The organism is Streptomyces griseus (assembly GCF_900460065.1).
Lineage (GTDB): Bacteria > Actinomycetota > Actinomycetes > Streptomycetales > Streptomycetaceae > Streptomyces > Streptomyces griseus.
In genome coordinates this window covers 169,593-196,180 of record NZ_UAVD01000024.1, presented here as the reverse complement: position 1 = coordinate 196,180, position 26,588 = coordinate 169,593, and the positions used below count along the sequence as shown (strand labels likewise).

The window sequence follows — 26,588 nt, the reverse complement described above, 5'->3', positions numbered from 1 at the left end:
GTGCGTGGCCGTACGCGGTGAAGCGGCACCCTGTTCGACGGCGTGCTGTCCGCCGGCGGTGGAGAGCCTTTGCCGGGTCGCGCGGTGGAGCGTGCGCCGGACCGGGCGGCGCGGTCCCTCCCGGGCGGCGCGGTCCCTCCCGGGCGGCGGGGTCTCTCCAAGGCGGTGAGGTTTCTCCGGAGCAAGGAAGGAACCCGACATGAGGGAAATGCCTCTCCCCTGGTAGCACCCCTGCCCTGGAGGTTTTTCCGTTGAGTTCCGCACGTCCGCGCGTCCGCCGTTCCGCCGCCCCCTCCGGCCGGAGGACCCGGCTCGCCCTGACCGGGCCCGCGGCCCTGCTCGCCGCCGCGCTCACCGCGTGCTCGGGCGACCCCTCGGTCTCCGCCGAGGTGGGCGGGGAGGCCGAGGCGCCCGACACCAGCGTCTCGGTCAACCTCCGGGGGACGGCGGCGGCCCCGGGCGGGCCGGTGAAGGTGACACTGGCTCACGGCAAACTGAAGACGGTGGCGGTGACGGCAGGCGAGGACGGCACGCTGACGGGGAAGATATCCGCCGACGGCCGGACCTGGACCTCCGACCGGGTCGCCGCCCCCGGTACCGCGTACACGGTCGAGGCACGGGACACGCAGGGCGGCGGCGACCGGGCCTCCTTCACCACCGCAGAGGCGGAAAAGGTCAACAAGCTTCTCCTCGCGCCGGGAAAGAACACGACCGTGGGCATCGCCCAGCCGCTGTCCGTCGTCTTCGACCACCCCGTGAAGAACAAGGCCGCCGTCGAGCGGGCTCTGGAGGTCTCCACGTCCAACGGCACCGAGGGCTCCTGGGGCTGGCTCCGGGACCACTCGGGCAAGGACCGCGTCGACTGGCGGCCCAGGGAGTACTGGAAGCCCGGCACGAAGGTCACCCTGGACGCCCGGCTGAACGGCGTCGACACGGGCGCGGACGGCGGCTGGTTCGTCCGCGACTACACGACGACGTTCACGATCGGCGCGGCCCAGGTGGTCAAGGTCGACCTCGACCGGTCCCGGCTCGCCCTGCACCGGGACGGGAAGCCGGTCCTGGACATCCCGATGTCGGCGGGCACGCCGGGCGGCGAGAAGGCGTCCTGGCGGGGCACGGCGGTCCTGATGTCGAAGGAGGGCACGATCAACATGCGCTCCGAGACGGTGGGCCTGGGCGACGCCTACGACAAGATGGTCGACTACTCCATGCGGCTGACCTGGTCCGGGATGTACGCGCACGCGGCCCCGTGGAACGCGGGCGTCTTCGGTCGGGCCAACCGGAGTTCGGGGTGCGTCGGGATGAGCGACGCGGACGCCGCGGCCCTGTACGGACAGGTGCGGGTGGGCGACCCGTTCGAGATGACCGGCACACAGGCCAAGGGCACGGTCGCCGAGGGCAACGGGTACGGCGCGTGGAACCTGTCGTGGGAGGACTGGGCGGCGAAGAGTGCCCTGACGTGACCCGGTAGCGCCCATGGCGGACCCGGAGCACCGCGTCAGTGGCGCTCCGGGCCGACAACGCTACTGACGCCGCGTCCAACAATCGTTACCCTCACGCAACGCACCCGGTAGTTACCAGCGGTAAACAACTGGGGTTACCGTCGGGTCACTTTGCACTGACACGCGTGAGGAGTGACCCCGTGGCACGTCCGAAACCGGCACTGCGCACCACCGCCTCGATCACCACCGCAGCCGCCCTGCTCGCCGGGGCCGCGCTCGCCGCCGCCCCGGCCGCGACGGCGGCCCCCGGCACGGCGCCCGCGGGCGCGACGGCCCAGCGCCTGACGTTCCATGACATCCCCGGCTCCGGGGGCATCACCCTGAAGGGCAACGTCTTCACGCCCGCCGGTGCGGCGGCCGGGGCGAAGCATCCGCTGATCGTCCTTCCGACGAGCTGGGCCATGCCGCAGATCGAGTATCTGGCCCAGGCCCAGCAGCTCGCCGACTCCGGTTACGTCGTGGTGACTTACACCTCGCGCGGCTTCTGGCTCTCGGGCGGGAGGATCGAGGTCGCGGGCCCGCCGGACATCGCCGACGCCTCCGCCGTCATCGACTGGGCGCTGGAGCACACCTCCGCCGACCCGGACCGCGTCGGCATGGGCGGCGTCTCCTACGGGGCGGGCATCAGCCTGCTGGCCGCCGGTCACGATCCGCGCGTCAAGGCGGTCGCCGCGCTGAGCGGCTGGGCCGACCTGATCGACTCGATCTACAGCGGGCGCACCCAGCACCTCCAGGCCGCCGCCCTGCTCGGCGGCGCGGGCGTCCTCACCGGCCGCCCCGGCGACGAACTGACGCGTACCCTCAAGGACTTCCTCGGCTCCAACCTGGAGAAGGAGCCGGAGATGATCGCCTGGGGGAAGAAGCGCTCCCCCGCGACGTATCTGGACGCGATCAACGCCAACGGCGCTGCGATCATGATGGGCAACGCCTGGGGCGACACCATCTTCCCGCCCAACCAGTACGCCTCGTTCTACGACAAGCTCACCGGACCCAAGCGGCTGGAGTTCCGCCCCGGCGACCACGCCACCGCCGAGGCCACCGGACTGCTCGGGCTGCCCAACGACACCTGGACGAGCACCCGCCGCTGGTTCGACCGCTATCTCAAGGGCGAGCGCAACGGCATCGACACCGAGCAGCCGGTCCAGCTCATGTCCCGCGGCGACAAGGGCTACGAGGGCTACCCGGACTGGAAGTCGGTCGGCGCTCACAAGAAGCGGATACCGCTGGACGGCACCAAGAAGGTGTGGACCGGCGTCGACTCCGGTGCGAACGGCGGGGTCGCGATCCTGTCCAACGCTGTGGACCAGTTCCTGAAGCTGCCGCCGACGGTCTCCGTGCCCCTGCTGCCGCGCACCTTCGCGGGCGTGTGGCAGTCGGAGCGGTACGCCACCGAGCAGCGGATCCGGGGGACGTCCGCGCTGCACACGACGGTCACCAGCACGAAGCCGAGCGGCACCCTCGTCGCCTATCTCTACGACGTGGGGCCGCTCGGCATCGGCAGACTGGTCAGCAACGCCCCGTACACCTTCCACGGGCAGACGCCGGGCCGGCCGTTCCCCGTCGACCTGGAGCTGTACTCCACGGCCTACGACGTCCCGGCCGGTCACCGGCTCGCCCTGGTGATCGACACCGTCGATCCGTTGTACATCGAGCACAACCCGACCGGCGCGCAGCTGACCTTCTCCTCGCCCGGCACGGACCCGAGTCATCTCTCGGTCCCGCTGCGCGAGAAGTGATCACCGACTGCTGCCGGGCGGGCATGGCCCGGCTACTGGCCTCCCGGCAGCAGCGTCCCCGGTTCGGCCGGGGCAACCCCCACCGCCTCCGTCCTCGGATTGCGCCGCTGACGACGGGCCACCCAGGTGGCGAACCACGAGAGCAGCATGCACATCCCGATGTAGATCGGAGAGATCACCATCACGACGGGGATGAAGGGAAGATCGTAGTCGAGATTCGACGCGATCAGCTTTCCGGCGTGGAGGAATTCCTCGTAGGTGATCAGATAGCCCAGTGAGGTGTCCTTGAGCGCGACCACCAGCTGACTGATGATGGTCGGCAGCATCGCGCGCACGGCCTGGGGAGCCAGGACGAACGTGGTGACCTGTGTCTTGCGCATGCCGAGCGCGTAGGCCGCCTCGCGCTGGCCCCGGTCCACGGAGTTGATCCCGGTGCGGAACACCTCCGCGAGGACGGAGCCGTTGTAGAGCGTGAGCCCGGCGACCAGGGCGGGCAGCGGCTGGACCTTCAGCGCCACGAAGATGAAGAAGATCATCACCAGTACCGGCATGGCCCGGAAGAACTCGACCAGCAGCGTGGAGAGCCAGCGCAGCACCCGGTGTTCGGAGAGCCGGCCGACCGCGAGGACCGCGCCCAGGAGCAGCGAGAGGACCGCGGCGTACGCGAACGCCTTGAGGGTGTTGCCGAGCCCCCGCAGCAGCAGTTCCTGGATGCCCTTGTACTCGAAGGGGGTCCACTTCTCGGCGGTGAACTGGTCGGTGTCGAAGAGCAGGTAGACGATCCAGCCGAACAGCGCCACGATCACCGCCGTCGAGGCGATGCCGTACATGAGGTGCCGCCTGCGGGCCACCGGGCCGGGGATGTCGTAGAGCGCGGTGGCGGTCGGCCGGGCGGACCCGCGCTTGAGGGTCTTGGTCATCGTGCCACTCCCCAGCGCTTCTCCATCACGTTGAACACCGCGCTGATGGTCAGGGTGATGATCAGGTAGCCGACGGCGATCCAGATGAAGGACCAGATGATGCTGTAGCCCAGTTCGTTGAGCGTCTTGTAGGTGCCGAGGAGTTCGGTGACGCTGAACGCCCCGGCGATCGCGGAGTTCTTCGCCAGCGCGATGAGGGTGGAGCCGACCGGCGGGATCACCGACCGGAACGCCTGCGGCAGCACCACCGTGCTCAGGGTCTGGCCGAAGTTCATGCCGAGGCTGCGGGCGGCCTCGCCCTGGCCCCTGGGCACGGTGTTGATGCCGGAGCGCAGCACCTCGCAGATGAAGGCCGAGGTGTAGCAGCCGAGCGCCAGCACCGCGAAGACCTGGAACGGCAGGACGAGCCCGAAGCGGGGCAGGCCGAGCAGGACCGCGAAGAACAGCAGCGTCAGCGGGGTGTTGCGGAGCACGGTGACCCAGACCGTGCCCAGCACCCGGAAGGAGCCGACGGGCGCGACCCGGAAGGACGCCATCAGGAAGCCGAGGACGAGCGCCAGCGCGGAGGCGTAGACGGTCAGTTCGACGGTGCCGAGGAAGCCTTTGCCGTAGAGGGAGAAGTTCTCTGTCAGTACGTCCATGGGTGGGGCCGTCCCCTCAGTTCGCCGGGTAGCGGTCGATGGGCGGCGGGGTCGGCGCGGGCGCTCCGGAGAGCCCCAGCGTCGCTTCGTACGCCTTCTTCCAGTTGCCGTTCTTCTCGTTGGCCTCCAGCGCGTCGTTGAGCGCGTCGCGCAGGGCGTTGTCGTCGCGCGGTACGCCGATGCCGTACGGCTCCTGGGAGAAGGGTTTGCCGACGACCTTCATCTCGTCGGGCGCCTTGGCCGCGAAGCCCAGCAGGATCGCGTCGTCGGTGGTGACGGCGTCGACCTGGTAGGTGAGGAGGTTGTCGACGCAGATCGAGTACGTGTCGTACGCGACGAGGGTCGCCTTCGGGTAGTCGGCGGCGATGCGCTGGTAGGGCGTGGAGCCGGCCGCCGAGCAGACGGTCTTGCCCGCCAGGTCCTGCGGCCCGTGGATGTCGTTCTCGTCGGTGCGCACCAGCAGGCCCTGGCCCGCCATGTAGTAGGGGCCGGCGAAGCCGACGAGCTTCTTGCGCATGTCGTTGATGGTGTAGGTGCCGACGTAGTAGTCGATCTGGCCATTCTGCAGGGCCGTCTCCCGGTTGGCGGAGGCGATCGTGCGGAAGCGGATCGTCTTCGGTTCGAAGCCGAGCGAGGCGGCCATCATCCGGGCGATCTCGATGTCGAAACCGGAGTAGATCCCGCTCGCCGGGTCCTTCTCCCCCAGATAGGGCTGGTCCTCCTTGGCGCCGACCACCAGGTAGCCGCGCTTCTTCGCCTTGGTCCAGGTGCGGGATTCGGGCAGTTCGAAGCCGGTGTCGACCTGGTACACCGGGAGGGCCTCGGCCTTCGGCCCCTTGACCGGCGGGCTGCCGTCCTTGCCGCAGCCGGCGGCGAGTGCGGCGAGCAGGAGACCGGCGACGAGGGCGGCGGCCCTGCCGGTACGCGTGTTCCTCGTGCGCAACATGGAAGCCTCCCCTCAGTGCTTGAGGATCTTGGACAGGAAGTCCTTGGCGCGGTCGCTCGTGGGGTTCGTGAAGAAGTCCTCCGGGGTGCGGTCCTCGACGACGCAGCCGTCGGACATGAACACGACGCGGTTGGCGGCGGAGCGGGCGAAGCCCATCTCGTGGGTGACGACGACCATGGTCATGCCGTCCCGGGCCAGCTGCTGCATGACCTCCAGCACCTCGTTGATCATCTCCGGGTCGAGCGCCGAGGTGGGCTCGTCGAAGAGGAGCGCCTTGGGATCCATGGCCAGGGCGCGGGCGATGGCCACGCGCTGCTGCTGACCACCGGAGAGCTGGGCGGGGAACTTGTCCGCGTGGGCGGCCAGTCCGACCCGCTCCAGGAGTTCACGGGAGCGCCGGTCGGCCTCGTCCTTCTTGCGCTTGCGGACCTTGAGCTGGGCCAGCGAGACGTTGTCCAGCACGGTCTTGTGGGCGAAGAGGTTGAACGACTGGAAGACCATGCCGACTTCGGCGCGGAGACGGGCCAGGCCCTTGCCCTCCTCGGGAAGGGGTCTGCCGTCGATCGTGATGCTCCCGGACTCGATCGTCTCCAGCCGGTTGATCGCCCGGCACAGGGTGGATTTCCCGGAGCCGGAGGGGCCGATGACCACCACCACCTCCCCGCGGCCGACGGTGAGATTGATGTCCTGAAGTACGTGCAACTCCCCGAAGTGTTTGTTGACGTCCCTCAGTTCGATCAACGGATCGACGGCCATGCGCTGCCCTACCCACTTGTCGCTGTGTCGAGGTCAGCGCAAACTATCCATCGCGAAAAGGGACTTCGCACCCGACACGCGTGAATGGCGCAAAAGGCTTTTTAACTGGATTAGCTGAGGGGAGCGGGCTCCCGGCTCAGTTCTCGGCGGACTCCGCGTACACCTGGGAGAGCTCGGGGCTGCCCGCCATCGCCCAGTCGAGCCCGGCCGCGACGACGTCGATCTCCCGCCCGGACTCCAGCCGCACCACGGGCTGACCGCTCGGCCAGACGTCCCACGCCGCACCCGGGACGGTGCGCACGATCACGGTGCCGAGGTAGAGACCGGCGTCGTTGCCGAGCCAGGGAAGCTCCTCGGGGTCGTCGCGCCAGCGGGGCGGCAGCTGGTCGAGCGCGTCCAACGAAGCGGGGGTGTCGTCGAGTTCGAGTCCGTGCTGCCCCGCCCTGACGCGCAGCAGTTCGCATTCGGCGAGCAGTTCGGCCACGCCGTCGGGGTCTGCCTCGACGGCGGCGGCGAGTGCGCCTGAACGCGTACCACCCTGACGCTTACGCCAGTTGTCCAAGAAAGGGATGTTCATACCACTAGGGTCCCATCCCGGCCAGGTTCCACACCACAGGGCGCGCGGCGTTCACCGATCCCCCACCCCGCCCCGGCCGGGGATCCGAGCAGATATCTAAAGTACGCACATGAGTGCACACGCTTACGTTTCGGAACTGTTCTCGCTGGAAGGCCGGGTGGCGGTGGTCACCGGTGGCAGTTCCGGCATCGGCCGGGCGATCACCGGCGCCCTGGCCCGGGCCGGCGCGCGTGTCGTCGTGGTGGCACGCCGGGAGGCCGAGCTGAGCGCGACCGCGGCCGAGCTGACCGCCGAGGGCTGCCGGGCCGCCTGGGTGAGCGCGGACCTGAGCACCGCCGAGGGGGTGCGCGCGGGGGCGGAGGGGGCCGCGGCGGCGTTCGGGGAGCCGGACATCCTGGTGAACTGTGCCGGGATCAATCTCCGCCCGCCGATGACCGGGCTCGGCGAGGACGTCTGGGACACCACGATGGCGGTGAACCTGAAGGCGCCGTTCCTGCTGGGGCAGCGCTTCGGGCCCGGCATGGCCGAGCGCGGGTACGGGCGGATCATCCATGTGACCTCGCAGCAGGCGCACCGGGCCTTCGTGAACAGCGGCGCGTACGGGGTGTCCAAGGGCGGCCTGGAGTCTCTGGCCCGGTCGCAGGCCGAGGCGTGGTCGGCGCACGGCGTCACCGTGAACACCCTGGTGCCCGGGTTCGTGCTGACTCCGCTGAACGAGCGCCTCGCCTCGGACCCGGAGAAGGTGGCGTCGCTCGCCGCGCGGACCCTGGTCGGCCGCAACGGCCTCGCGGAGGACTTCGCGGGGGCCGCGGTGTTCCTGGCGGGGCGCTCCTCGGCGTACGTCACCGGGCAGTCGGTGTTCGTGGACGGCGGGTTCTCGGTGCACTGAGGGCCGGTGCGCCCGGGCGGCGGGCCCCCGGCGACCGGCCTTCGGTGCGCCGGGCGCCCGCCGCCCGCCGTGAGGACCCCGGGGGCCGCTACCGCCCCGGGGCCTGCGCCGCCTCCCCCACCGCCTGCTCCACCGCGGCGGACACGGCCTCCTTGCCCAGACCGAGACCGGTCAGCACACCGGAGCCGTCCTCGAACTCCAGCAAAGCCAGCAGGATGTGCTCGGTGCCCACGTAGTTGTGGCCGAGCCGGAGCGCCTCGCGGAAGGTCAGCTCCAGGACCTTCTTGGAGTCCGCGTCGTACGGGATCAGCTCGGGGGCCTCGTCCACGGCGGCGGGCAGCGCGGCGGTCGCCGCGGCCCGCAGCGCGTCCGCCGGCACGCCCTGCCCGGTGAGGACGCGGGCCGCGATGGCCTCGGGCTCGGCGAGCAGGCCGAGGATCAGGTGGGCGGGGACGATCTCGGCGTGCCGGGCGGCCTGGGCCTCGTTGTGGGAGGCGACCACCACGTTGCGGGCGCGCGGGGTGAAGCGGTTGAAGCCCTCGTTGGGCTCCGGCTCCGGAGAGCCGCCGCCCTTCTTCGGCACGAAGCGCTTCTGGGCGGCCTGGCGGGTGACCCCCATGCTCCGGCCGATGTCGGTCCAGGAGGCGCCGGAGCGCCGGGCCTGGTCCACGAAGTGGCCGATGAGGTGGTCGGCCACGTCTCCGAGGTGGTCGGCGGCGAGCACCGCGCCGGAGAGCTGCTCCAGGGCGTCGTCGTTGGTCTTCTTGATGGCCTCGATCAGATCGTCGAGGCGCACGGAAGGGGTGACGGGAAGAGGCTGCGTCATGTGACAACCGTAGGTTGACACCCCTTGAGTGTCAACCTTGAGTTGTCAGCGTGACGCGGGCCTCCGCCCCCGCGGTCCCGGGATCAGAGATCGAGGTCGACGACCACCGGGGCGTGGTCGGAGGCCCCCTTGCCCTTGCGCTCCTCACGGTCGACGTAGCTGTCCTTGACGGCGGCGGTGAAGGGGGCGTTGCCGAAGGTCAGGTCGATCCGCATGCCCTTGTTCTTGGGGAACCGCAGCTCGCGGTAGTCCCAGAAGGTGTAGGCGCGGTCGTACTTGAGGGGGCGGGGGTGGACCTCGCTCAGGCCCTCCGCCTCCAGGGCCGCGAGGGCGGCGCGCTCGGCCGGCGTCACATGCGTGGCGCCCTCGAACAGCGCCGGGTCCCAGACGTCCTCGTCGGTCGGGGCCACATTGAAGTCGCCGAGGACCGCGAAGGGCAGCGCCTTCGCGGCGTCCGCCGCCACGGCCTTCCGCAGCGCCTCCAGCCAGCGCAGCTTGTAGGCGTAGTGCGCGTGCTCGACCTCGCGGCCGTTGGGCACGTACACCGACCAGAGGCGCAGCGGACCGCAGGTCGCCGAGATCGCGCGGGGCTCCTGCACGCCCTCGTACTCCGGGCCGTCCGGCAGCCCGGTGACGACGTCCGAGAGACCGACACGGGAGAGCAGCGCGACCCCGTTCCACCGGCCGGTGGCGTTGACCGCGGATGCGTAACCCGCCTCGCGCAGGGCTTCGGCGGGGAACTGCTCCGCCGTGCACTTGGTCTCCTGGACGCACAGCACATCGGTGCCGCTGCTCTCCAGCCAGGCCAGAAGCCTCGGCAGCCGGGCGGTGATCGAATTGACGTTATAGGTGGCGATGCGCATGGCAGCCAACCTAGCGGCTCCCACTGACAGTGGCCGGTGGGCTCACAGCTCGGTGGTGCCGCCCGGGGCCAGCCGGCCGTGGTCCGCGCCGCCCAGGGCTCCGATCTGGTGGTCGTAGATCGGCCGTGCCAGATCGGTCAGCAGGGCGTCGTGGACGTCGATGGCCCGCCGCGGTTCGACCTCGCGCACGTAGTCGATGACCTCGGAGATCTTGCTCCAGGGGGCCATGACCGGCAGCAGGAGGGTGTCGACGGGGCGGTCGGGAACGGTGAGCGCGTCGCCGGGGTGGAAGACCGAACCGTCGACGAGGAAGCCGACGTTGGTGATCCTCGGGATGTCCGGGTGGATCACCGCGTGCAGCTCGCCGTGCACGGTGACGTCGAATCCGGCGGCGGAGAACGCGTCCCCGTCGCCCACGGTGTGCACCCGGCCCGGGAAGGCGGCCGAGAGCTGCTCGGCGACGCTGCGCAGCGTCCAGATCTCGGCCGCGGGGTTCGCCTCCAGACCCGCGCGGAGCCTCGCCTCGTTGAAGTGGTCCGGGTGCTCGTGCGTCACCAGGACGATGTCCGCGCCGAGCGCCGCGTCGTCCTCCGAGAAGCCCCCGGGGTCGATGACCAGGACGCGCCCCTCCTTCTCGATCCGGACGCAGGAGTGGGTCTTCTTGGTGAGGGTGAGTGCCCCGGGCGATGCGTTCATGGCCCCATCCTGCTACGCGGGCGGCGTGGTTTCCTCCTGGATCACCTTCTGCGCCACGGCGAAGGCCGCTCCGGCGGCCGGAACGCCGCAGTAGACGGCGGTCTGGAGGAGGACTTCCTTGATCTCCGCGGGCGTCAGGCCGTTGCGCAGGGCGGCCCGGGTGTGCGCGGCCAGGCCCTCCAGGTGGCCGGAGGTGACGAGCGCGGTGAGGGTGATGACGCTGCGGGTGCGGCGGTCGAGGCCGTCGCGGCTCCAGACCTCGCCCCAGGCGTACCGGGTGACCAGCTCCTGGAAGTCCTCGGTGAAGCCGTCGGCCGCAGCGTTCACCGCGTCGACATGGGCGTCACCCAGCACTTCCCGGCGCACCTTCATGCCCTGCTCGCGCCGGTCGTCCGGCGTCGGCGCGGAGGCTTCGGCCGGCGGGGCGGTCGGGGCGATCTCGGCCACCGGGACGAACGGGACGGCGGGCGCCGCCGGCCCGGGGACGAGCGGCAGTACGGGGATCGACGCCGAGGTGTCCTGCTGCCAGGCGGTGGAGAAGTGCATCAGGAGCAGGTCGCTGACGGCGGCCGGCTGCTCGACCGGTGCGAGGTGCGAGGCCCCGGGGACCAGCGCCAGACGGGCGTCCGGTATCCCGGCGACCAGTGTGCGGGCCTCGGCGGGACCGGTGACCTGGTCCTCCGCCCCGACCAGCACCAGAGTGGGGACGCCGATCCGGCCGAGGGCGCCGCGGATGTCGAACGCCGCGAGCGCCTCGCAGGCGGCGATGTAGCAGCCGGGGTCGGTGGTGCGGACCATCTGCACGGCCCATTCGACGATGGCGGGCTGCGCGGCGGCGAAACCGGGCGTGAACCAGCGCTCGGGCGAAGTACGGGCGATCGGCTCCAGACCGTTGGTCCGCACGATCACTCCGCGCTGGCGGAACTCGTCGGCCGTGCCGAAGCGGGGCGAGGAGGCGACGAGCGCCAGTGAGGCCACCCGCTGCGGATGCCTCAGCGCCAGGTCCGCGCCGATCGCCCCGCCGATCGAGCAGCCCGCGTAGCCGAAGCGCTGGACGCCGAGCCCGTCCAGCGTCGCGAGCAGCCGGTCGGCCAGATCGGCGACGGAGGCGGCGGCGTGCGCGGGCGCGCCGCCGTGGCCGGGAAGGTCGTAGCGGAAGACCCTCCAGTGCTTCGACAGCTCGGGTATCTGGCGATCCCACATGTGCCATGTAGTACCGAGACTGGGGCCGAGCACCAGCCAAGGGGCGTCCTCCGGCCCGTCCACCTGGTACTTCATCACGGGGAGCTGCGTCTCACTCATGGGTCTTAACCTCTCATCTCTCACCATCGCCCACGACTCTGCGGTATGTCCTCCGTCAGACCCGTGCAGCCCCCTCCACACTGTGGCGACTTCGCGAAGATCCTCCACCCCCGGCCCGACGCGCCGCTTCTTGGTGGTAAGGAGCGCGGTGCCGATGGGGCGGCGCTGCCGGAACAGCGGGGCTCCCGCCTCCCCTTCGTCCGTCTCGGGAGAGTCGGCTCAGCTGTTCTAGGAGAGCCGGCAGCCGTGGGAGTGCCGCAACGTTATCCAGTCGAGTGCGCAGTCGCACGACCGGTCCGCGGCCTCGGGCGGAAACGAAGGTGCGTCGGTGCTCTCCCCTGATGAGTCGTCCAGCCAGTCCCCGTGGCGGCGGGGCGTCCCCCGAGCCCGGCCGGGTCCGCGGAGCCTGGCCAGGAAGAGGTCAGGGAGCATGGGTCTTCCGTCTCCCCTGGCGCTTCGCGTGGGCGTTCCCGCGATGCCCTTGCCGACCGGGATCCTCCCGGCCCGGCAGGGGCGCGCCCCCCAGGAAGGCGCGATAGGCGTCGGCGGCGTCCGGCTCGATGTCGGGGTCCGAGGGGGCGTAGCGGGTGTCGGCGCGGTTCCGCTTGGGGCCGGAGACCCAGAACTCCTCGCCGCTCTCGATGTCGTAGAAGTTGGCGTCGGACATCCCCCTCGCACGGCGCAGGGTCCGCCCGTGGACGTAGACGGTCCCCCAGGTCTTCGAGAAGTCCACCCACCCGATCCACGAGGGCCCGCGGTCGGTGTCGTAACCCGTCTTCAACTGCACAAACATGATCCTTCGTGGCATGCGCCCAGGGTCGCAGGCTTCCCCCGGGATCTCACCGGCGTTTTCGCCGGAACGGGGCGCGGGCGGACCGTGACTCGGCGACGGGTGTGCGGCACCGGGCACGCCACCCGGCCCACCCGCGTGCGGACGCGTCGACCGGGCCGGCCCCCGACCACTCGAACGTGTGAGTTCAAAAACCTCCAGGCAGGCGGCTCTTGACCCATAGCCGGATCCGCATTGACGTTCGAGACATTCGCCCGCTCGGGGCCGTGACGGCCCCGGATTCAGCGCGTTCTTAGAGCACCAGTACCCACCAGCCGCACAGACGGAGGACACCATGAACGCGGAACCCGTGCGCCCTCATCGCCCTGGATTCGAACAGCCGCGGCGGTCCCCGAGCGCTCCCCCGGCCCGGGGGCCTCAGCCGTCCGACGCCCCCGCGCGCCGTTCGGCCCGACCGGACAGGTGGTGGGCATGAGCACCGGCGGGGAAACGGACGGCCTCCGTCGGGGAGCGGTGCCCGGCCCGCGCGGAGCGGAACTTCCGCTGCCGCCCGCAGCGGTGGCGGGCGGGCCGCACGAGGGGGACGTCACCGACGACCTGAAGGAGGCGTACTGGTCCGTCTACGACGGCGCCGCGGCCAAGGCCACGGTGGGTCAGGTCCTCGCCCGGCTGCCGCGGATCGTGCGCCAGATCGGCCGGTTGGCCTGGACCGCGGACCGGGCCGCGACCAGCGCGGTCGTGGTCCTGCAACTGGCGTCGGCCGCGATGACGGCGTTCGGGCTCATCGCCTCGGTGGCGGTGCTGCGGGAGCTGTTCGCCGAGGGTCCGACCCCGGACCGGGTGCGGGCGGCCGTCCCCCAACTGCTCGTCGTCGTCGGCTTCCTGTCGGCCCGGGCGCTCCTGGAGGCCGGGGTCGCCGTCGCGCAGGCCAGAGTGACGCCGAAGGTCCGCACCGCCCTGGAGACGGAGTTCCTCACCCTGACCGCCCATGTGCGGCTGGAGATCGTCGACAACGCGGACTGGCACGACGACGCCTACCGGGCCAACGACCGCGGACTGTTCTACGCCCGGCAGATCGTCGGCCAGGTCGTCTCCCTGGCCGCGGCGCTGCTGGGGCTCGTGGGCACGGCCGGCGTTCTGGGCGTCCTCCACCCGGCGTTGCTGCCGTTGCTCCTGCTGTCGGTGCTGCCGGTCGGCGCGGCCGCCGTGCGCAGCGCCCGGGCGCGCTTCCACTCCTTCAAGCGCTGGAACGCCCTGCAACGCAGAGTGCGGGTCTTCTCCTGGCTGCTGCTGGAGAGGGACGCCGCCGCCGAGCTCCGCTCGGACACCGCCCAGGGCGCGCTGCTGGAGGAGCACCGGGGGCTGACGGCGAGGATCGCCGAGGAGGACACCCGCCTGGGGGTGAGCTCGGCGAGGCTGGCCCTGGCGGGCCGGGCCGTCGGCGGGATCGGCACCGGCATCACCTACACCGCGCTCGGCGCCATGCTGATCGCGGGCTGGCTGCCCCTGGCCGCCGGGGCGGGCGCGGTCCTCGCCATCCAGGCCGCCCAGACCGCGCTCACCCGCCTCGTCGACGTCTCCCACCTGGTCTACGAGCACGCGATGTGGGTGGACGACCTGCTGGCCTTCGAGGAGCGCTGTCGCGGTCTCCAGCCGCGCCGCAGCGGGGTTCCCGCCCCCGAGACGGTGAAGACCATCACGCTGGACAACGTGTCCTTCACCTATCCGGGCAAGGACGTCCCGGCGCTCGACGGCGTCTCCATGACGTTGCACGCGGGTCAGACGGTGGCGTTCGTCGGCGTCAACGGCTCCGGGAAGTCCACCTGTGCGCGGCTCCTCGCCGGGCTGTTCGAGCCGCAGGGCGGTGGCACGGTCCGCTGGGACGGCGCGAACGTGCTGGAGATGGATGCCGAGTCGCTCCAGGCCCGGGTGGCCTGCGTGCTCCAGGAACCGGTCCGGTTCCCGTTCAGCGCGCTGGCCAACCTCACGGTCTCCCGGGGCACTCTCACCGAGGCCGACCCGCAGCGGGCCCTCGACGCCGCACGGGCCTCCGGGGCCGAGCAGGTGATCGCCGGGCTGCCCGGCCGGTGGGAGGCGCTGCTGTCCAAGCGGTTCCGCGGCGGTCAGGAGCTGTCCGCCGGCCAGTGGGCGAAGGTCGCCGTCGCCCGCGGTCTGTACAAGAACGCCCCCGTTCTGCTGCTGGACGAGCCGACGGCGAGCATGGACCCCCGTGCCGAGCACGCCGTGTACGAGGCGGTCCTGCGGGACAGTCCGCGCCCGGACCGGATCACGGTGCTGATCTCCCACCGGCTGGCGAGCGTCGTCGGCTGCGACCGCGTCTTCGTCTTCGACGGCGGCCGTGTCGTCGAGTCCGGCACCCATCAGGAGCTGATGGAGCTCGGCGCCGACTACGCCGCCATGTTCACCCTCCAGGCCGCCGGCTACCGCGCCGAGGCCGGCGGGGCGGCGTGATGCCCCGTCGCGCGCAGCCGCCCCCGCCCCGTCCCGCTACCTCTGGAGCTGCCTCATGACCCACGACACGACTGTGCCGGTCACCGGCGAGCCGCCTTCGGCAGAGCGCTCGTGGCCGGTCCGCGCGGCCGGCCCCTCCGACGCCGGACACATCGTCCGGCTGCGCTCCGAGCTCATCCTCTCCGAGCCCCTGGCGGAGGAGTGGACGACCTGGGGCCGTGACGGTCTCGCCCGGCGGCTGGCCCCGGGCGGTGACGCCCGGGCCGTCGTCGTGGACGGGCCGGACGGTACGCCGGTCTGCTGCGCACTCGCCTTCGTCCACCCCCTCCTGTCCGGACCCGCCCAGCCCGGGGGGACCGCCGGGAGGGTGCGGGCGGTCGCGACGCGGCCGGAGTTCCGGCGCCGCGGCCACGCCCGCCGGGCGCTCTCCGCCCTGCTGGAGCGGATGGAGGCCGAGGGGGTCACCCTGTTCGAGCTGCACGCGCGTGAGGAGGCCTCGTCGCTGTTCCGGGCGTCGGGGTTCACGACGGCCTCGTCGATGACGCGGATGACCCGGCCGGGCGGGGCCGCCGGGCCGCAGCCGGGGGCGCCATCGGCCGCGGCGTACGCCGAGACGGTCCCGAAGACGACGGGGTACGCCTGCGTCTTCTTCACCGATGTGGAGGACCGGCCCGTTCAGCTGCGCGCCACGTACTCCTCGTCCCACCCGTGGCAGTTTCCCGGCGGCACGATGGACCACGGTGAGCAGCCGCTCCAGACCGCGCTTCGGGAGTGCCGCGAGGAGACGGGGCTGGTGGTGCGGGGGCCTCTGCGGCTGCTCGCCTCCGTCTTCAGCCCGCCCGGCGGCCCGTGGCCGTACAGCACGGCGGGCTGGATCTTCGACGGCGGGCGCCTCACCCGGCAGGAGATCCGGTCGATCGCCCTCGACGCCCGTGAGCACGACGACGTGCGGGCGCTGGCCTTGGCGGACTGGAAGGAGCTGATGCCCGCCCAGGACTACGACCGGCTGGACGCGGTCATGACCGCCCGGGCCTCCGGCACCGCCGCGTACCTCACCTGGGGCTGGGGGGAGCCCTGAGCGTGATCCCGATGTCCGGCCCGCGTAGCAGCGCCCGCGGGAGCGGTGAGCCGGTCGTGGACGTGCGGACGGGCCGCCCGAGGGAGTGAGGGCGGCCGTGGCGCCGGCGGGCGTGGGGCCCCGGGGGCCGTGACCGGTTCCCCGGCGTCCGCCGCGGGCCGGAATCAGGCCAGGGAGAGGAAGAGTTTCTCCAGCCGGGCGCGCATCTCGTCCTGGGACTCGGCGGACCGCCGGCCCTCCTCCACCTCGGTCAGGCACTGCTGAAGGCCGGTGGCGATGATCGCGAACCCGGCCCGGTCCAGCGCCCGCGACGCCGCCGCCAGCTGGGTGACGACGTCCTCGCAGTCCCGCCCCTCCTCGATCATCCGGATCACCCCGGAGATCTGCCCCTGCGCCCGGCGCAGCCGGTTCAGCACCGCCTTCAGCTCCGCACCCGCCAGATCAAGCTCCATCACCACTCCTCACGAAATACCCCCAGGGGTAATGTACTCCCTGTCGGGGCACCTATGACAGCGATCAGCGGCACGCGGTGCGGGGCCGAGGGCCCCCGCACCTCTGCCGGACCCGGGTGTCCTACAGTGACGCCAAGACCTGGCGGCAACGGGAGCGGTGATGAGGCGAGCACGAGCGAGCGGACCGGTGCACACCGGTTTCCGTGCCGCTCTGTCCCTCATCATCGCCGTCGTGGCCCTGCTGTGCGTCGTCGGCCATGGGCAGCGAGACAGCCCTGCGCCCCGCTCGTCCGCGGCCGAGCTCACGCGTCTCTCCGAGTCCGTCGAGGCGCCGTCCGGGGCGGCCGCGCCCTGCGGCAAGAAGGCCGTCGCCGACCAGAGCGCGCAGCGCGCGGAGAACACCCCGGTGCTCCCCGGCTGTCCGGACTGCTCGACGGCCGACACCACGACGGCGGCGATCGCCGAACGGCGTTGCGGGTCGTATGCCGGAGGCCCGGCCCCGCCTCCCCCTCCCCTCCTCTCCTCCGTCCTGCGGATCTAGGCCGACCTTCCGGTCGTGTCCCTGAATCCTCTGGAACGGAGCCTTCTTCCATGCCGTCTTCCCCGAGCTCCTGGAGCCGGGCGGGTGCAGCACTGCGTACGTGGCGAACCAGGCAGTGGACGGTGGCGGGCCTCGGCGCCCTGGCCACGGCGGTCCTGGTCGGCGTGCCCACCGATGTCGTGCCCAGTCCGCTGTTCGACCGCGCGGTTCCCGTGCAGTGGTGGAACTACCCTGCTCTGCTCGTCACCGCCGTGCCGGCGGGCATCATCCTGAGCACCTACCTGAAGGACCCCTCCCGGCCCGAGCCCGCCACACCCCGCGGCAGCCGCCTGGGCGTGGCCGGCAGCGTTCTCTCCTTCTTCGCCGTCGGCTGCCCGGTGTGCAACAAACTCGTCCTGGTCCTCCTCGGAACCTCGGGCGCGATGAGCTACTGGGCCCCTCTGCAGCCCCTGCTGGCCGTTCTCTCCGCCGGTCTCCTGGCGGTAGCCGCGCTGCGCCGCCTGTCCTCCCTGACCGAGTGCCCGGTCACGGCTTCCGCCTGACCCGAGGCCCGGATCAGCCCCCCCTTTCTCCCTCACGACCGAGGTAGGTCATGACCGTTTCCTCCCGTTCTTCCACCCGCCGTGCCCGCAGGCGTACCATCGCCGCGAGCGGTGCGATCGCCGCCGCCGTGGCGATCACCGTCCTGGCCCTCACGCTGGACGACCCCGCCCCTCGCGACAAGCAGGGCGGCGACTCCCCGGCCACCGTCCAGTCCGTCGCCCCCGCACCCGTGGACGAGAGCCTGCTCGCCCTGGCCCGCCGCGACTCCGGTGACGCCCTCGCCGTCGGGCGGGCGGACGCCCCGGTGGTGATGATCGAGTACTCCGACTTCCAGTGCCCCTTCTGCGGGCGCTTCGCCCGTGAGACCGAGCCCGAACTGATCCGCTCCTACGTGGACAAGGGCGTACTGCGCATCGAGTGGCGCAACTTCCCCGTCTTCGGGGAGGAGTCCGAGCAGGCGGCCCGGGCCGCCTGGGCCGCCGGGCAGCAGAAGAAGTTCTGGGACTTCCACGAGGTCGCCTTCGGCGAACCGCGGGAACGCAACCAGGGGGACTTCTCCACGGACAAGCTCGTGGGGATGGCCCGCGAGGCCGGTGTCGGCGACATCGGCCGCTTCCGGTCGGACATGGCCTCCGGCGCGGCACACGACGCCGTGCGCAAGGACCGGGAAGAGGGCTACGGGCTCGGCGTGACCAGCACCCCGGCGTTCCTGATCAACGGCACGCCGGTTCTCGGAGCCCAGCCCACGGCCACGTTCGAGGAAGCCGTCGAAGCAGCGGCCGAGGCGGCGGAGAAATGAGCGAGGTCGGGCTGGCGGTGGCCTTCCTGGGCGGGCTGCTCGCCCTGCTCAGCCCGTGCAGCGCCCTGCTGCTCCCGGCGTTCTTCGCGTACTCCTTCACCAGCCGGACGCGGCTCGTGGCGCGCACGGGGCTGTTCTACGCCGGCCTGTGCACGACGCTCGTGCCGCTGGGCGTGGCGGGTTCCTTCGCGAGCCGGCTGTTCTACGGCCACCGGGACGCGCTGGTGGCCGTCGGCGGCTGGACGGTCATCGCCCTGGGCGTGGCTCAGATCGCCGGGCTGGGTTTCGGGTCGCGGCGCATCGCGCGGGCCGCCGGTGCGCGTCGTTCCGGATCGGCCGTGTCCGTGTTCGCCCTGGGCTCCGTCTACGGACTGGCGGGTTTCTGCGCGGGGCCGATCCTGGGCGGCGTCCTCACCGTCGCCGCCATGGGCGGGGATCCCCTCCACGGCGGTGCGCTGCTGGCGGTGTACGCCCTGGGCATGGCCGTGCCGATGTTCGTACTGGCCCTCCTGTGGGACCGGTTCGACCTGGGTCGCAGGCGCTGGCTCCGCGGGCGGGCCCTGCGGGTGGGGCGGCTGCGCCTGCACAGCACCTCGGTCATCGGTGGGCTGGTGTTCATCACGCTCGGCGTGGTGTTCCTGGTCTTCGACGGCACGTCCGCGCTGCCGTCGCTGATCAGCACCGATGCGGAGTTCGCCCTGGAGGAGAAGGTCTCGGGAATCGGCGCGGTGGTCTCCGACCGGTTCGTCCTGCTCGCCCTGGCCGCCGCGGTGGCGTCGGCCGCGTCGCTCGTCCTGTTCAGGTCCGCCCGGCGGCGAACGGAGACCGCCTCCGACCGGGAGGAGGAGCCGACGCTCCGGTGACGCGGCCGGGCACCGCCGGATGGGCGGGCGGCGCGGCCCGTACGGGCCCGCGTCGTCCGCCTTCCCCGGCCGTACGCCCGAAGCCCGCTCCACCCGGGTGGCCCCGGTTCACGTCCGGTGGCGCCGGCCGTGGCGGGTCACACCACGGTGAGGACGTCGGCGACCGGTCTGCGCGGGGTGGCCGCCGCCGCCGGGCCGTAGCCGAGGCGGAAGACCATGTGGACGAAGCCCAGCCCGGACGCGGGATCACGGGCCATCGACCTCAGCTCCGGCCACTCCAGCGGCTGCGACATCATCGACGTCGCCAGCCCGTCCCGCGTCGCCTCGAGGAGGATCCGTTCCATGGCCTGCCCGGCGCGGAGCCAGTCGGCCGGGGTGTCCGCCTCGGTGCCGAGCACCGCCAACTGGGGGCGCTCCTCGAAGGTGGCCGTGGCACGGCGCTCCGTGTTCCGGGGCAGCCCGAAATCCCGCACGGGCACCTTCACGTCGTGCTGGCGCGGACCGAACGCGTAGGCGGGCACCCCCTCGGTCTCCGGCCCCTCCCCCGCCCTCCCCGTGCGCGTCCAGGCGATGATCTCCGCCTGCATGAGGTCGCTGGCGGCCTCGTGGAGCTCCGCGTCGTGCACCAGGTCGACGAGGTCATCGGCGTGCCAGCCGCTCGGTACGGCGAGCCGGGCCCCCTCCAGGAGCGCGGCCGCGCACAGCTCGTCGAAGATCTCCGGCGGGATCTGCTCGTCGGTGAACGGGGCGCGGCTGGTGTGCCGGTTCTCCACGGCGGGAAAGAGGTCCGCCAGCGCCCGGTCCGAGGGGCCGGTACCGGACTCCTCCAGCATGACATCGGCCAGCCGCCACGGATCCCGGCGGTCCGGGAACGTCTCGGCCACCGCGTCCCAGCCCCGGTGCGCGGCGGCCACCCGCAGGTTGAACAGCCCGGCCCCGCACCCCAGATGCAGTCCCCGGTGCTCGGGGTCGCCGACCGGCAGCGTACGGTCCGGGTCGCCGTACAGCGAGAGGACGCCGCTCTCCGTGTGGTGGACGAATCTCCACGGCTGGGCGTTGTGCATGGACGGCGCTGCGACCGCCGCCGCGACCAGCTCCGGGACCGCTTCGGTGACTCGGTCTCTCATCACTGTTCCTTCTCGCTCCACAGGACCGTCGCGCCGCCCCGGTGAACCGCGATGCGTCCGGCCGCTTCCACCCGATCGGACCGCCTCCCTCCAAACTAACCCCGCGGCCGCGTCCCCTCATGCCGAACGCCGAGATGGCCGTGCGGCGCCGGGAGGTCCCGGCGCCGCACGGCCGTGGGCGGACTCCGTCAGACGCGGTCGGCCGCGATGAGGAGGTACTGGAAGGACCCGTCCCGGTAGGAGTTGATGAAGGCGTCCTCGATCCCCGTGACCAGTGAGGACGTGGCCCGCAGCTCCCAGTAGGGCAGGGTGTCGGGGGTGAGGTCGATGACGGCCTGCGGGACGAGGCGGTTGTCGGCCATGGCGCGCAGGTACTCCCGGCGCGAGTGGATGTTGCACTCGAAGTGCGCGTTGATCTGCGAGACCCACTTCGAGGGCTGGCCGTAGCGCGGGTTCCAGCAGCCGGTGATGGTCACGTAACGACCGCCGACCTTCAGCACCCGGGAGTGCTCGGCGAAGAGGTCGTCCAGGTCCACGTACATGCTCGACTCGTTGTTCCACGAGGCCGCGGCGGAACCGGTCGCGAAGGGCGTGGAGAGCATGTTGCAGACGCGGGCCCGGACGTGGTCCCCGATTCCCAGCTCCGCGGCGCGCCCGTTGGCGAAGTCGGCCTGCTTGGCCGACAGGGTCACGCCCTCCACCGAGCAGCCGAAGCGCTGGTGCGCCATCACCATCGACCCGCCCCGGCCGCATCCCGCGTCCACCAGGGTGTCGTCGCGCCCGATGTCCCCGAGGTGCCCCAGCAGGAAGTCGGCCTGCGCCGACTCCAGCCGGTGGAGCTCGGTGATGAGCTTCTTCTCGCTCTCGCTGTCCTCGGGGTTGCCGAGCGAGGCGGTGTCGACCTCACCGATGCCGTAGTGGTGGTGGTAGAGGCCGTCGACGTCGCCGAGGCGGAGGTTCACGGGCCGGGCCTCCCCGTCCCAGTAGCGGGCGATGTCCCCCTGGTAGGGCGTCGCGGGGCCGGGGATGCGCAGCGTCGGAGCGGTGGTGAGTTCAGCGTTGGTCACAGATGATTCCCATCTCTAGCCGGATGTCGGGGCCTACCAGAAGTCGGGCAGGCTGTAGCGGTAGGTGTTCGATCGGTGCCAGTGGTGGTTGCCGTCGACCCAGGCGGCGACGCCCCGCAGGAAGCGCTGCACGCTCGGGACGGGGCAGGCGGCGGCCAGTGCCGCGGCCTCGGACTCGAAGGCGTGCATGAGCTCGTTGTGGATCTCGACCGATTTGAGGTAGGCGTCCTGGTCGGACAGTCCCTCGCGTTCGGCGATCACGACGGGCAGGTTCAGGTGCCGGCCCGGGGCGGCCAGCTCCTTGGTGTACGAGTAGAGGTCGTTCACGATCGTCGTGGCGTTGGAGGCCAGGGCGATGACCTTCTGCATGGCGGCCTGGGCGTGCAGGTCCGCCGGGAGTTCGTAGCCGCCCACGGTGTCGGTGATGGTGGGGCAGGGCCGGAAGTTGTTGAACTGGCGCATCGCCAGGTACTCCCAGACCTCCGGGACCTGGTCCTGCTGGGCCCAGGCCGCTTCGGCCAGATATCCCAGGTGCAGTCGGGCCATGTCGTGGCGGAGCCGGTCCGCCTGGGACGGCCCGGCCGCGCGGACGAAGTAGTCCATGGCGGAGCGGTAGGCGCGCCGGGGGGCGTCCGCGTGGAGCGAGGCCGCCCACCCCGGCTGGTACTCCCGCGCGGTGTACAGCGGGTCGAGCGCGGTGTGCGCGAGCAGCAGCCGCTCGCCCAGGCCGACGGGAGAGCCGCCGTGGTCCTCGCAGTAGCAGTCGTCCACCGCGTTCTCGGCGACCATCAGACGGGTGGCGAGCATCAGGTGGTCGACGGTGGGCGCGTCCGGATGGCATCCGACCATGTAGCGGCCCACGGAGAAGCCGTCGAACTGCTCCTCCCACTCCTCGGGGTACAGGGAGACCTCGTCCAGCGCCCAGGCCTTGATCCTCCGGCTGACCTCTTCGACGCGGGCCTCGTCGGGCTCGGGGACCGGGTGGTGGTACAGCCCCGGGATCGGCCGGCCCTCCCGGGCGGTGGCCGGTACGGGGCGCTCCTTCCCGGGCGTCAGCCGCAGCCCGGCCGTGCCCAGGCCGTGAGGCCCGCACAGCAGCCGCTCCAGATCCGCTCCCCGCCCGGGCGCCTCGGGCGCCGGCACGTCGGCCGACGGAGCCGCGGGCGACGGCGGGCCGAAGGAGAGCCCGGCGGGCGGGGACGGCAGCGGACGCCCGCCGGACGGTCCGCCGACGGTCGCTTCGCTGTCGTGGGCGCGAGCCGCGACCGCGCCGAGCACGGACGCCCCGAAGCGGGTGACGGCCTCCGGCAGGCTCGACCGCGGAGGTGGCAGCTCGGGCACGGGCATGCTGGACTCCTTGATGAGGTGTGCGGGTGTTCGACGGCGTCCGGGCGCGCGGCCCGTCGCACGGGGCCGGGCCGCGCGGCCCGCGGCCCCTACCTGGGCCAGTTGGCGATCTGCACGTTCTCCAGCACGCCGACCGCGTCGGGCACGAGGATGGCGGCGGAGTAGTAGGTGCTGACGAGGTAGGAGATGATCGCCTTCTCGTCGATGTTCATGAAGCGGACCGAGAGGCCCGGTTCGTACTCGTCCGGCAGGCCGGTCTGCCGCAGACCGATGACGCCCTGGTCCTCCTCACCGGTCCGCAGGGCGAGGATCGAGCTGGTCCGCTCCGGGGTGATGGGGATCTTGCCGCAGGGCAGGATCGGCACACCGCGCCAGGCGGGAACCTGCTGGCCGCCGAGGTCGGTGTGGTCCGGGTAGAGGCCGCGTGCGTTGAACTCGCGCCCCATCGCCGCGATCGTCCGGGGGTGCGCGAGGAAGAACTTGGTGCCGCGGCGGCGGCAGAGCAGCTCGTCCAGGTCGTCCGGGGTCGGCGGGCCGGAGTGCGTCTGGATGCGCTGCTTGAAGTCGGCGTTGTGGAGCAGACCGAACTCCCGGTTGTTGATCAGCTCGTGCTCCTGGCGCTCCCGCAGCGCCTCGATGGTGAGCCTGAGCTGTTCCTCGGTCTGGTTCATCGGACCGTTGTAGAGGTCGGCGACCCTGGTGTGGACCCGCAGGATGGTCTGGGCGACCGAGAGTTCGTACTCGCGCGGCTTCAGTTCGTAGTCGGCGAACGCTCCGGGCAGTTCGTGTTCGCCGACGTGGCCGGCCGACATCGCGATCTCCGCCTCACCGCGGTGGTTCTGCCGCTGCTCGGAGCGCGCGGTGAACGCGGCGAGGTGGGACCGCAGGGCGGGCGAGTTCGCCACGACGGCGGCGAAGTCGGCGCGGGAGAGGGTGAGCAGCGTGCCCGAGGTCTCGGCGGTGGCGGTCTGCGACCACCGGGCGTCTTCGTCCAGCAGGGCGTGCTCGCCGAAGCGGTCGCCGTCCGCCAGAACGTCCAGGGTGACCTCGTCGCCGTAGCTGCCGGCGGAGGCCTGGCCGATCCGGCCGTGCGCGATCAGGTGGAGCTCGTCGGCCGCCGTGCCCCGCTCGACCAGCGTCTCGCCCGCCCGGAAGTCACGCTGGACGCACCGGTCGGCGATGGCCGACAGCACCTCGGCGTCGTCGAAGTCGCGCAGCAGGGCCAGTTCGCCCAGTTCCTGGGGGATGACCCGGACCGTGGACCCGTCCTGGACGAACTCCACCCGGCCGTCGCCCACCGTGAAGGTCAGGCGCCGGTTGACCCGGTAGGCGCCACCCTTGGTCTCGACCCAGGGAAGCATCCGCAGCAGCCAGCGGGAGGTGATCTCCTGCATCTGCGGGGCGGACTTGGTCGTGCTGGCGAGGTTGCGGGCGGCGGCCGTACCCAGGCTGGACTGCCGGGGCACTTCCAGCCGCGCTTCCGAGGTCGAGTCAACAGTCATCGGGCAGGCTCTCCTTGGTCGGGGCGAGGCATGCATAGCGGACATGACCGTCCGAAAGCATGAAATAAAGCAGCGAAAGGGTGGATATGAAGGGGAAACCCCTCCAGATCCAGGGGAACACTAAGGGCCCCTTCGCCCTGCGGACCAAGGAAATCTGCTGACATTAGCTCGATACGATGATCGCGCCCGCGGGATGTTTGCCCCCGGGCCGACGCGTTTCAGCCGTGATCGAGGAGGGCTTTCCGCGGTTCTCGGCGCTCACACGGCTGAGAGCGGCGAATGCCCGGCGAAATCCGGCCGGTCGGAGCGGGTGGGCGGGCCCGTCGACGCGCGGAACAGGGTAGAGCACCCGCGTACGGCACGGGACGTGGAGACACCTCGGCCCCGGCGGTGGCTCACCGCCGGGGCCGGCACGCGCCCGGTGCCACCGGGTTTCCGCACGCGACCGTGCGGCGCACCCGGTTGCCGGGCCGACGGGCTCAGGGCCTCCCGGTCAGGGGGTCGCCGCCGAGACGACATACACGACCGGGCTGGCCGGGTCGGTCATGTTGACCGTGATGTTCTGGGTCGGGCGCGGCTTCTTGTTCTTGTGGGTGGTGCTGGCCCAGCGCTCGCCCGGACCGAAGGACCATCCGGTGATCTTGATGTCCCGGGCGCTGATGTCGATCGTGTCGGGCTCCAGCGCCGCACGCCCGGTGCCGACCCCGGTCAGGAAGCGGTCGAGACCGGCGGAGGTGGTCCGGAACTTCGCGTACATCCGGCTGGCTTTCCAGTTGTTCGTCTCGTAGTACTGGACGCCCTGCCCGTTGCCGGGGATCGGGATCTCGAAGATCCGGCGCTGCATCTTGGAGGGCCAGCCCTCGCGCAGGCCCACGGCTGCCGCCTCGGCCTCCTTGTCCTGGCCCGAGCGGCGACTCTGCCCGGCCGAGATCAGCAGGTAGCCGGCCGGGATGCCGATCAGCAGCACGATGATCGTCGCGGTGATGAAACGCCGCTTGAACACATGCCGCCGGTCCTCGGGCGGCTTGCCCTCGCCGTCGCCCGGAGACTCCGACTGGTGCGGCACCGCGGGGTGCTCGGCTGCGATCATGATCAGGTGGTCCTCAAGGTGCTGCGGGGACGGGCGTACCGAAAGGGAGGACGCCGGAACGGGCGACGGCGGTTCAGTCAGCGGTTCGGGTGGACCGCGTGTTGCGGATGGTGCTCGCCGCCTGGTCGTAGATCTGGGCGTACCGCTCGTACCGCTCGACGCGCCGCCGGTTGGCCCGGCGGAATCGGCGGGCGACCAGCCGGGCCAGGTCCGCGGCGCCGACCATACCCGCCTCGGGGCCGAGCTGCGCCTTCGCGATCCGGGCCTCGGGGCGGTAGCCGCGTCCGGTGAGGTGGCGCTTGAAGGCGTCCCTGGCGGGGTTGATCAGCAGGTCGTCGGCGGCGCTGACGCCGCCTCCGATGACGAAGCAGGAGGGGTCGAGCGCGGCGGCCAGATTGGCGATGCCGATGCCGAGCCACTGGCCGATGTCCTGGAGCAACTCGATGCACATCGCGTCGCCCTCGCGGGCCAGTTCGGTGATGAGGGGCCCGGTGATGTCGGCGACGTTCCCCTTCACCCGGTCCAGCAGGTAGTGGGCGACCGGCGAGTCGGCCGCGGCGAGTTCCCTGGCCTCGCGGACCAGGGCGTTGCCGGAGCTGTACTGCTCCCAGCAGCCCCGGTTGCCACAGGGGCAGCGGTGGCCCGAGGGCACGACCTGCATGTGGCCGAACTCACCGGCCACGCCGTACTTGCCGCGCTTGACCTGGCCGTCCTCCAGGATCGCGCCGCCGATGCCCGTACCGAGGGTGATCATGACGAGGTGGTCCTCGCCCCGGCCCGCCCCGAAGCGCCATTCCGCCCAGGCGGCGGTGTTGGCGTCGTTGTCGACCATGACGGGGACGACGAGGCGGGAGGCGATGGCGTCGCGCAGGGGCTCGTCGCGCCAGGCGAGGTGCGGGGCGAACAGGACCTTGGAGCGGTCGGCGTCCACCCAGCCCGCCGCGCCGATGCCCACCGCGTGGACGTCGTGGCGGTCGGAGAGGTCCAGGACCAGCTCGACGATGGTGTCCTCGACGACCTTGGGGCTCTTGGACTTGTCGGGCGTCTCGGTGCGGAGCTGTTCCAGGATGTTGCCGTCCGCGTCGACGACTCCCGCCATCACCTTGGTGCCGCCGATGTCGATCCCGACCGTGGGAACCCGCGGGGCGGTGAGGTGCGAGCGGCGTTCCTTGGTGCCGACGGTCTTGAGGACGGTGGCGCGGGCTGAGCCGCGGTGTGCGAAGTCGCGGTACGTGCTCATCGTCCCTGCGGGGTCTGGGGGGC

26 protein-coding genes are annotated in these 26,588 nt (G+C 71.6%); 9 read left to right on the top strand and 17 right to left on the bottom strand.

Annotation, left to right across the window (positions count from 1 at the left end; genetic code table 11):
- Positions 1-251 precede the first annotated feature (251 nt).
- Both DTB53_RS11385 and DTB53_RS11380 read left to right on the top strand, forming a co-directional pair.
- Positions 252-1,463, top strand: a complete 1,212-nt coding sequence (locus DTB53_RS11385) for a L,D-transpeptidase (RefSeq protein WP_012378409.1) — start codon at positions 252-254, stop codon at positions 1,461-1,463.
- Between the two features lie 179 nt (positions 1,464-1,642).
- Entirely contained in the window at positions 1,643-3,238 is a 1,596-nt protein-coding gene (locus DTB53_RS11380) for a CocE/NonD family hydrolase (protein ID WP_042495754.1), read from the top strand.
- Between the two features lie 32 nt (positions 3,239-3,270).
- Here the strand turns inward: DTB53_RS11380 and DTB53_RS11375 are convergent, their stop codons facing one another.
- The 5 genes from DTB53_RS11375 to DTB53_RS11355 all read right to left on the bottom strand — a co-directional run bounded on the left by DTB53_RS11375 (position 3,271) and on the right by DTB53_RS11355 (position 7,078).
- Entirely contained in the window at positions 3,271-4,158 is an 888-nt protein-coding gene (locus DTB53_RS11375) for an amino acid ABC transporter permease (protein ID WP_012378411.1), read from the bottom strand.
- Positions 4,155-4,799 (bottom strand): amino acid ABC transporter permease, encoded by a 645-nt coding sequence (locus DTB53_RS11370; RefSeq protein WP_003965158.1) that lies wholly within the window; start codon positions 4,797-4,799, stop codon positions 4,155-4,157. Before DTB53_RS11370 ends, DTB53_RS11375 begins: the two co-directional genes overlap by 4 nt.
- Before the next feature lie 16 nt (positions 4,800-4,815).
- On the bottom strand, positions 4,816-5,745 hold the full coding sequence (locus DTB53_RS11365; protein ID WP_003965159.1) for a glutamate ABC transporter substrate-binding protein: 930 nt from the start codon (positions 5,743-5,745) through the stop codon (positions 4,816-4,818).
- 12 nt (positions 5,746-5,757) lie between these two features.
- The gene (locus tag DTB53_RS11360; protein ID WP_003965160.1) at positions 5,758-6,501 is read right to left on the bottom strand and encodes an amino acid ABC transporter ATP-binding protein; all 744 of its coding nucleotides are present in this window, start codon (positions 6,499-6,501) and stop codon (positions 5,758-5,760) included.
- Positions 6,502-6,637: 136 nt separating this feature from the next.
- On the bottom strand, positions 6,638-7,078 hold the full coding sequence (locus DTB53_RS11355; protein WP_003965161.1) for a DUF6278 family protein: 441 nt from the start codon (positions 7,076-7,078) through the stop codon (positions 6,638-6,640).
- 109 nt (positions 7,079-7,187) lie between these two features.
- On the opposite strand from DTB53_RS11355, the gene DTB53_RS11350 reads away from it, so the two are divergent.
- Positions 7,188-7,967 carry an SDR family NAD(P)-dependent oxidoreductase gene (locus DTB53_RS11350; protein ID WP_012378412.1) on the top strand — a complete coding sequence of 260 codons (780 nt, stop codon included), beginning with the start codon at positions 7,188-7,190 and terminating at the stop codon, positions 7,965-7,967.
- 88 nt (positions 7,968-8,055) lie between these two features.
- Here DTB53_RS11350 and DTB53_RS11345 read toward each other — a convergent pair whose 3' ends face one another.
- The 5 genes from DTB53_RS11345 to DTB53_RS11320 form a co-directional block, all read right to left on the bottom strand.
- Positions 8,056-8,793: a Clp protease N-terminal domain-containing protein gene (locus tag DTB53_RS11345; protein ID WP_003965290.1), complete on the bottom strand. Its 738-nt coding sequence runs from the start codon at positions 8,791-8,793 to the stop codon at positions 8,056-8,058.
- Between the two features lie 83 nt (positions 8,794-8,876).
- Positions 8,877-9,656 carry an exodeoxyribonuclease III gene (locus tag DTB53_RS11340; protein ID WP_012378413.1) on the bottom strand — a complete coding sequence of 260 codons (780 nt, stop codon included), beginning with the start codon at positions 9,654-9,656 and terminating at the stop codon, positions 8,877-8,879.
- A gap of 42 nt (positions 9,657-9,698) precedes the next feature.
- A complete protein-coding gene (locus DTB53_RS11335) occupies positions 9,699-10,352 on the bottom strand; it encodes an MBL fold metallo-hydrolase (RefSeq protein ID WP_003965292.1) in 654 nt (217 codons plus the stop codon).
- 12 nt (positions 10,353-10,364) lie between these two features.
- Positions 10,365-11,654 (bottom strand): bifunctional 3-oxoadipate enol-lactonase/4-carboxymuconolactone decarboxylase PcaDC, encoded by a 1,290-nt coding sequence (gene pcaDC / locus DTB53_RS11330; RefSeq protein ID WP_003965293.1) that lies wholly within the window; start codon positions 11,652-11,654, stop codon positions 10,365-10,367.
- Positions 11,655-12,075: 421 nt separating this feature from the next.
- Positions 12,076-12,447 (bottom strand): hypothetical protein, encoded by a 372-nt coding sequence (locus tag DTB53_RS11320; protein ID WP_236586370.1) that lies wholly within the window; start codon positions 12,445-12,447, stop codon positions 12,076-12,078.
- 468 nt (positions 12,448-12,915) lie between these two features.
- Here DTB53_RS11320 and DTB53_RS11315 point away from each other — a divergent pair, with 468 nt between their 5' ends.
- Both DTB53_RS11315 and DTB53_RS11310 read left to right on the top strand, forming a co-directional pair.
- Positions 12,916-14,916, top strand: a complete 2,001-nt coding sequence (locus DTB53_RS11315) for an ATP-binding cassette domain-containing protein (RefSeq protein ID WP_003965296.1) — start codon at positions 12,916-12,918, stop codon at positions 14,914-14,916.
- Positions 14,917-14,971: 55 nt separating this feature from the next.
- Positions 14,972-15,994, top strand: coding sequence for a bifunctional GNAT family N-acetyltransferase/NUDIX hydrolase (locus tag DTB53_RS11310; RefSeq protein WP_012378416.1), 1,023 nt, complete (start codon positions 14,972-14,974; stop codon positions 15,992-15,994).
- A gap of 164 nt (positions 15,995-16,158) precedes the next feature.
- Here the strand turns inward: DTB53_RS11310 and DTB53_RS11305 are convergent, their stop codons facing one another.
- Entirely contained in the window at positions 16,159-16,446 is a 288-nt protein-coding gene (locus DTB53_RS11305; protein ID WP_003965298.1) for a metal-sensitive transcriptional regulator, read from the bottom strand.
- Between the two features lie 160 nt (positions 16,447-16,606).
- Between DTB53_RS11305 and DTB53_RS11300 the strand changes: the two genes are divergently transcribed.
- From DTB53_RS11300 to DTB53_RS11285, 4 genes are read left to right on the top strand one after another with little or no spacing between them, the layout of a single operon-like run.
- The gene (locus tag DTB53_RS11300; protein WP_012378417.1) at positions 16,607-16,987 is read left to right on the top strand and encodes a hypothetical protein; all 381 of its coding nucleotides are present in this window, start codon (positions 16,607-16,609) and stop codon (positions 16,985-16,987) included.
- Positions 16,988-17,037: 50 nt separating this feature from the next.
- Positions 17,038-17,529 carry a hypothetical protein gene (locus DTB53_RS11295; RefSeq protein WP_003965300.1) on the top strand — a complete coding sequence of 164 codons (492 nt, stop codon included), beginning with the start codon at positions 17,038-17,040 and terminating at the stop codon, positions 17,527-17,529.
- Positions 17,530-17,579: 50 nt separating this feature from the next.
- Positions 17,580-18,329 (top strand): DsbA family protein, encoded by a 750-nt coding sequence (locus DTB53_RS11290; protein ID WP_012378418.1) that lies wholly within the window; start codon positions 17,580-17,582, stop codon positions 18,327-18,329.
- Positions 18,326-19,192, top strand: coding sequence for a cytochrome c biogenesis CcdA family protein (locus DTB53_RS11285; RefSeq protein WP_003965302.1), 867 nt, complete (start codon positions 18,326-18,328; stop codon positions 19,190-19,192). Before DTB53_RS11290 ends, DTB53_RS11285 begins: the two co-directional genes overlap by 4 nt.
- Before the next feature lie 137 nt (positions 19,193-19,329).
- Here the strand turns inward: DTB53_RS11285 and DTB53_RS11280 are convergent, their stop codons facing one another.
- From DTB53_RS11280 to DTB53_RS11255, 6 genes are all read right to left on the bottom strand, one after another.
- Positions 19,330-20,319 (bottom strand): Acg family FMN-binding oxidoreductase, encoded by a 990-nt coding sequence (locus DTB53_RS11280; RefSeq protein ID WP_012378419.1) that lies wholly within the window; start codon positions 20,317-20,319, stop codon positions 19,330-19,332.
- 188 nt (positions 20,320-20,507) lie between these two features.
- Positions 20,508-21,386: a geranyl diphosphate 2-C-methyltransferase gene (locus DTB53_RS11275; RefSeq protein ID WP_003965304.1), complete on the bottom strand. Its 879-nt coding sequence runs from the start codon at positions 21,384-21,386 to the stop codon at positions 20,508-20,510.
- Between the two features lie 33 nt (positions 21,387-21,419).
- A complete protein-coding gene (locus DTB53_RS11270) occupies positions 21,420-22,733 on the bottom strand; it encodes a family 2 encapsulin nanocompartment cargo protein terpene cyclase (protein WP_012378420.1) in 1,314 nt (437 codons plus the stop codon).
- An 89-nt stretch (positions 22,734-22,822) separates the two neighbouring features.
- Positions 22,823-24,235 carry a family 2B encapsulin nanocompartment shell protein gene (locus tag DTB53_RS11265; RefSeq protein ID WP_003965306.1) on the bottom strand — a complete coding sequence of 471 codons (1,413 nt, stop codon included), beginning with the start codon at positions 24,233-24,235 and terminating at the stop codon, positions 22,823-22,825.
- Positions 24,236-24,728: 493 nt separating this feature from the next.
- A complete protein-coding gene (locus tag DTB53_RS11260) occupies positions 24,729-25,325 on the bottom strand; it encodes a hypothetical protein (RefSeq protein WP_012378421.1) in 597 nt (198 codons plus the stop codon).
- 73 nt (positions 25,326-25,398) lie between these two features.
- Complete coding sequence (locus DTB53_RS11255) at positions 25,399-26,565, bottom strand: ROK family glucokinase (RefSeq protein WP_003965308.1); 1,167 nt, start codon at positions 26,563-26,565, stop codon at positions 25,399-25,401.
- Between the last annotated feature and the right edge of the window lie 23 nt (positions 26,566-26,588).